Origin of the sequence: Protofrankia sp. Cr1, assembly GCF_963555865.1 — a bacterium.
In the GTDB taxonomy this organism is placed as follows: domain Bacteria; phylum Actinomycetota; class Actinomycetes; order Frankiales; family Frankiaceae; genus Protofrankia.
Window position 1 is genome coordinate 15881 of sequence record NZ_CAUVXO010000015.1, and the last position, 6108, is coordinate 21988.

General features: G+C 70.0%; 4 protein-coding genes. 3 read left to right on the top strand and 1 reads right to left on the bottom strand.

From position 1 onward, the window contains the following. The coding region (locus tag U9980_RS03065; protein ID WP_322766587.1) for a hypothetical protein at positions 1–400 on the top strand (400 nt) is incomplete at its 5' end. Positions 401–686: 286 nt separating this feature from the next. On the opposite strand, the gene U9980_RS03070 is transcribed toward U9980_RS03065, so the two are convergent. After that, the gene (locus U9980_RS03070) at positions 687–2198 is read right to left on the bottom strand and encodes a DHA2 family efflux MFS transporter permease subunit (protein WP_322766588.1); all 1512 of its coding nucleotides are present in this window, start codon (positions 2196–2198) and stop codon (positions 687–689) included. Between the two features lie 117 nt (positions 2199–2315). Between U9980_RS03070 and U9980_RS03075 the strand changes: the two genes are divergently transcribed. Continuing rightward, positions 2316–2825 (top strand): MarR family winged helix-turn-helix transcriptional regulator, encoded by a 510-nt coding sequence (locus U9980_RS03075; protein ID WP_322766589.1) that lies wholly within the window; start codon positions 2316–2318, stop codon positions 2823–2825. A gap of 99 nt (positions 2826–2924) precedes the next feature. Continuing rightward, positions 2925–6108 (top strand): AAA family ATPase (locus tag U9980_RS03080; protein ID WP_322766590.1); only part of this gene is annotated, 3184 nt, incomplete at its 3' end.

Sequence of the window (6108 nt, forward strand, 5' to 3'; positions counted from 1 at the left end):
CAGGAGTGCAGGAGTGCAGGAGTTACGAGACATCGCTCCAACGGAAGCTGCCATCATGATCACGCAGGCAGGCGATGGGGCGCCCATTCGCGTCCTGGAGGAGCTCGTCACCGTCCGTCGCAGCGTTGCACTCGGCACCCGGCGCCGGGACGACCAGCTGCCTCGGCTGCGGACTCGTCACGCCCCACCGCGGCTGGCCCGCAGCGCTCGGCCCGCAATAAAGGAACAGCCCGTTGACGGCCTGCCGCGGGGCAGAATCAACGGCTGGAACACACGGTTCCCCAACGAACACAGCACGCATCCGTTCCGTCGGACCACCGCCGGGCTGCGACGGATCGTCCCGGCCTGTCTCGGGCGGGGTGAGCACGGGCGGGGTGGTCACGGGCGGGGCTGCGGCTAGCGGTGACGGTGCCAAGGGCCGGGACGGTGCCCGTGCCTGCGTGCCGGCGTCGGTCGAGCCACACCCGACCAGCAGCACGGCCAACAGGCCGAGCGCCGCGATGACGGCAGCCGCAAGCCCCACGCCGCTGACCGCCCCGGTGCCCGCGCGAGCCGCGCTACCCGCGGTGTCGCCTCCTCGATGTCCAGCCGCCACACCAACCAGCTTAGGTAGGACTGCCGATACGCGGAGCAACATAGTCCGTGAACACCCGGTTTAGAGCGCCCGGTGGATATTGGTCACCGCCTCAGGCGGCCACCGGGATCCCGCCGTCGACCAGGTCGTCGTCCCGTGGCGCGGTAAGCCCGTCAGGCGTGTGTGGACGCATGGTGTTGGCCGCATCCGAGTCACGCACCGTCAACGCGAACCCCGCGGCGACGACGGCGAGCGCAGCCGCCACCAGGAACGCGCCGTGGTACGCCGCGGCATTTCCCGCAGCCGCGGCCGTGGTTTTTGCGCCGGCCGGCGCGAACAGGGTCAACGCCGTTGTCACCAACCCGACACCGAGCGCCGACGCGAGCTGTCGCTGCATGTTGAACAAGGTGGACGCCTGACCGGTGTCCACCGGCGAAATACGTGCGAACGCGGCCGTCTGGGCGGAAAGAAAGACAAATCCCATCCCGGTGCCGACGAGGAACATCATGGCCCGGATCAGCCATATCGACGTGGCCAGGTCCATCCGCGAGATCGACGCCAGCATGGCTGCCACCAGGAGCAGTCCGAACACCATCAGTCGCCGCGGCCCTATCCGCGAGTAGCCGCGCCCGGCTAGCTGGGACCCGGCCAGCACCCCCAGCGCTTCAGGGAACAGCGCCAGGCCGGCCGTGGTCGCGTTCACGCCACGGGCGTCCTGCAGGAACAGCGGGATCAGGTAGAGCGTGCCGAGGAAGGCCATCGTCGCGAACAGCATCGTGAGGTTGGTCGCCCGGAACAGCCGCTCGCCGAGCAGTCTCAGCGCGAGCAGCGGACGGTCGCGACGACGCTCCCAGATGACCATCAGGACAGTCGCGGCAAGGCCGACGGACCCGGCGACACCGACCTTGGCCGATGCCCAGCCGCTGCCCGGCCCGCTACTGAGCGCATAGAGGATCAGGGCGAATCCCGCCGCCGCGAGCACGAACCCGACCAGGTCGAAGCGGCCGGCAGCGGCAGGCTCGCGGTGTTCGGCCAGAAAAACCAGGCCGAACACGAACACGGCCAACCCGACCGGTAGGTTCACCAGAAACACCCAGTGCCACGACAGGTGGTCGGTGAGGATGCCACCGAGCACCGGACCGGCCGCCGGCGCGATCACAGTGGGAACGATGACCACACGTGCGGCCCGCACCCGCTGCTCGGGCGGGAAAACCCGGAACAGCATGGCCGTCCCGACCGGCATCAGGATGCCGCCGCCGACTCCCTGTAGCATCCGGAACCCCACCAGGGCATCAAGGCTGGTGGCAGCACCACACAGCGCGGACGCGGCCGTGAACGCCGCCAGCGCCACCAGGAAGACCCGTTTGGTCCCGAACCGGTCACCCAACCATCCGGACGCGGGGATGAAGACGGCGAGACTGACCAGGTAGCCGATCACCACCAGCTCGATCGAACCGGTCGAGGCGCCGAAGTCACGGGCGATCGAGGGCAGGGCCACATTGACGATCGTGACGTCCATGATGCTGATGAACATCGTCGCGGCGAAGACGACCGCGGCCGCGACGCGCTGGTCGAGCGCGGGCGCCGCACGCCGGATCCGAGCAGGGCTCCGGACGGGACTCATAGGCCTCTCCCTAACCATGGGTGACCAACCGCAACGGATCGCAACCTCGGTCGGCTGGGTGGTACTTTATGAGGCTACCTCACTATCCATGTCCCTCAAAATAAAGATGGCTGAACAATGAAGCCGCAAACCGGCGATGAGATCATCGATACGCTGTTGGCAGTCAGTCACCGACTGCGTCATCGCGTGAACGACACCCTTCAGGTCACGGCCGGGCTCACGCTCTCCCGCTTCAAGGTCCTGCAACTCGTCGAGCGGCGCGGACCTTCCCGCTTGCGCGACATCGCCGACGCCACCGACGTCACCGCCCGGACCATGACCGAGACGGTGGACTGGCTCGAAGGCGAGGGGCTGGTCATCCGCACCGCGCATCCGACCGACCGGCGCGCCCTGCTCGTGGCCCTCACCGACGCCGGTCGCGCCCGGCTGACCGCCGCGGACCGACACCGGACCGCGGAGGTCGGTGCCATGACCAGACATCTGTCCACGGCTCAGCGCGAGGAGTTCCTCCAGCTACTGCGATCGGTGCTCGACGCCATCGAGGGCACCGCCGCCGACATCGGGCCGGACGGGCCGGACGGGCCGGACGGGCCGCCGGAAACCGTCGCCGGAAACGGTTGTAGCTGATCCCCCGCCCAGGGCTGTGGGACAGATCACGATCATCCGAAACGACTGACACGTGTATCAGCGTCCCGTCTGGCATCCCCGCGGCCTACGATCCGGCACATGGTCGCCTGCCCGACATGCGGAAAGGCCAACCCGGAAGAAGCGCGCTTCTGCTTCTCCTGCGGTACGCCGCTGCCCACGTTCGGGATCGGCGCCCGTAAGACTGTCACGATCATGTTCTGCGACGTCACCGGCTACACCGCCATCGGCGAACAGCTCGACTCCGAACCGTTGCAGCAGGTCATGTGGCGGTTCTTCAGCGCCGCCCGCGAAGTGATCTCGGCCCACGGGGGCACCGTCGAGAAGTTCATCGGGGACGCGGTGTTCGCCGTCTTCGGCATCCCCGTGCTGCACGAGGACGACGCGTTGCGCGCCGCCCGCGCGGCCTTCGAGATCCGCGCCAGCATGGCCGCGCTCAACGCCGATCTGCAACGGGACTGGGGATTCCGGTTCCGGATCCGCATCGGGATCAACACCGGCGAGGTCACCGTCGGCGGGCCGGGCACCGGCGGCGGCGTGACCGGGGACGCGGTCAACATCGCGTCCCGGCTGGAGGAGGCCGCCGACCCCGACGAGATCCTCATCGCCGACACGACCCTGCGGATGATCCGTTCGGATGTGCGGAGCGAACCGGTCGGACCCCTGGTCGTCCAGGGCAAGAAGGCCCCGCTGCGGGCCCACCGCCTGATCGGCCTGGCGCACCCCGGCATCGGCCCCGGCGCGCGGTTCGCCCCGGACGGCTTCGCCGCACCGGTGATCGGCCGGGACCGGGAACGCCGTCGCCTGGGCGACGTCCTCGAACAGGTGATCGAGGAACGCACCTGCCACCTGTTCACCCTGCTCGGTCCCGCCGGCATCGGAAAATCCCGGATGGTCGGGGAGTTCTGTGAGGCGATGGCGCCGCGGGCGACGGTGCTCACCGGACGCTGCCTGTCCTACGGCGAGGGCATCACCTACTGGCCGCTGATGGAGATGGTCCGCCAGGCGACCGGCATGTCCGCGGACGAGAGCGCGCCCGAGGGCCGGCGCCGCCTGCGCGAGCTGCTGGACGGGGTCGACAACGTCATCGGCGACGCCGCCGCCGTGGTGGACGGGCTGGCGCCGCTGATCGGCCTGGGCGGAGCCGAGGTCGGTGCGCAGGAGAGCTTCTGGGCGGTCCGCACGTTTCTGGCCGCGCTCGCCGAGAAGCGTCCGCTGATCATCTGGTTCGATGACGTGCACTGGGCCGAGCCGACCCTGCTGGACCTGATCGAGCATGTCGCCGACTGGTCCCGGGAGGCGCCGATCCTGCTGTTGTGCCTGGCCAGGCCCGAGCTGCTGGAGGAGCGCCGGACCTGGGGCGGAGGCAAGCTCAACGCCACGTCGATGTTGTTGCAGCCGCTGAGCGAGGAACGTTGCCAGCGACTGATCCGCACGTTGATGGGCTCCAACGACCTCGACCCGGCGCTGGTGTCGAGAATCACCGACTCGGCCGCGGGAAACCCGCTGTTCGTCGAGCAGACGCTCGCGGCCCTGGTCGACGACGGGCTGCTGCGCCGGGAGGGCGACCGGTGGATCGCGACCGGCAACCTCGGCTCGGTCCAGGTTCCACCCACGATCTCCGCGCTGCTCGCCGCCCGTCTCGACCGGCTCAACATGCACGAACGGCGGGTGCTGGAACGCGCTGCCGTGGTCGGTCAACGGTTCTACCTCGACGCCGTGGTCGAGCTGTCCGCCCCGGCCGACCGGGCCGGCGTGGCCGCGCACTGCCAGTCGCTGGTACGCAAGGAACTGGTCCATGCCGACCGCTCAGACCTGCCCGGCGTGGACGCCTTCCGGTTCCTGCACGTCCTGCTGCGCGACTGCGCCTACCAGGCCACGTCCAAACGCCAGCGTGCGCAGCTGCACCAGGGGTTCGCCGCCTGGCTGCAGGCCCGGATGATCGGGCGTCCCGGCGAGCACGACGAGCTGGTCGGTTATCACCTGGAACAGGCCTACCGGTACCGGGTCGAGCTCGGGCTGCGCGACGCCGAGACCGCGCAGCTCGGACGCCACGCCGCGACCTGTCTGATCGAAGCCGCCGACCGGGTTCGTCAGGGCGACGAGACAGGCGCGGCCGGCCTACTCAAACGAGCGATCAAACTTCTGCCTGTCACCGATCCACTACGCATCCGCGCCGAGATCGACCTGGGCTGGGCGCTGCACTCGTTCGGCCGGTTCAGCGACGCCGAACGCATGCTGCGCCAAGCCACCGACCGGGCCGCCCGGATCGGTGACGCCGGTCTGCGGGCGCACGCGCGCCTCGCCCACCTGCGGCTCATGTTCACGACAAGCCCGGAGGGGCTGGTCGCCGAGACCCTCGGCGAGGCCACCCGGGCACTACCGATCTTCATCCGGGACGGGGACGAGGTCGGTGCCGCGCTCGCCTGCCGTGGTCAGGCCGCCGCCCACATGGCGGCCGGCCGCTACGCCCAGGCGGAGCGGGCCATGCAGGCCGCCGTCCGCCATGCCGAGGAGTCCGGCGTGCTGCGTGACGCCCAGACCATGCGCCGTGACCTCGTCCACCTGCTGAGTTTCGCCCCGCGCCCGATCGGCGAATCGGTCGAGCGGGCCACCCGGGCGCTGGCCGGCGTCGGGGACGACCGCGGCCTGCGCCGTTCCCTGCTCGCCCAGCTGGCCCTGCTGTTCACCATGGCGGGGGACCTCGACGCCGCCAGGGACCACCTGAGCCGGGCTGAAGAGATCGTCTGGGACGTCCGGAGCCCCCGCGGAGACCCGCTCTACGGGGGCTTCGTCGTTGCCCGCGTCGCCCTGCTCACCGATGACCTCGACACGGCCGAGCACGAGTTGCGGCGCAGCTGCCGTCGGCTGGCCCGGATGGGCGAGCGTGCGCACCTGGCCACGCGTGCCGCGGCCCTCGCCGACGTCCTGGTCAAACTCGGCCGCCTCGACGAGGCGGCCACCTACGTGTCCCGCTCCCGCGACGCCGCTGCCGGTGACCAGGTCCCCGCCCAGGCCGGCTGGTGCGGGGTACACGCGAAGGTACTGGCGATGCGTGGCCGTGAACGCGAGGTCGAGGCCGTCCGGTTCGCCGAGGCCGCCTGCGACCTGGCCGGGCGAACCGACGACTGGGACGGACAGGCGCAGGCGTGGCTGGCCTACGCCGAGGTGCTCCACCGAACCGGCCAGGTCGACGCGGCCGGACCGAAGATCGATGCAGCCATCTCCTGCTACGAGAAGAAAGGCAACATCACCGGAGCCGCCC

What these genes read in the sequence shown, in the direction of transcription:
- U9980_RS03070 (WP_322766588.1), bottom strand. Translation starts at nt 2,198, where the DNA reads ATGAGTCCCGTCCGGAGCCCTGCTCGGATCCGGCGTGCGGCGCCCGCG.
- U9980_RS03075 (WP_322766589.1), top strand. Translation starts at nt 2,316, where the DNA reads ATGAAGCCGCAAACCGGCGATGAGATCATCGATACGCTGTTGGCAGTC.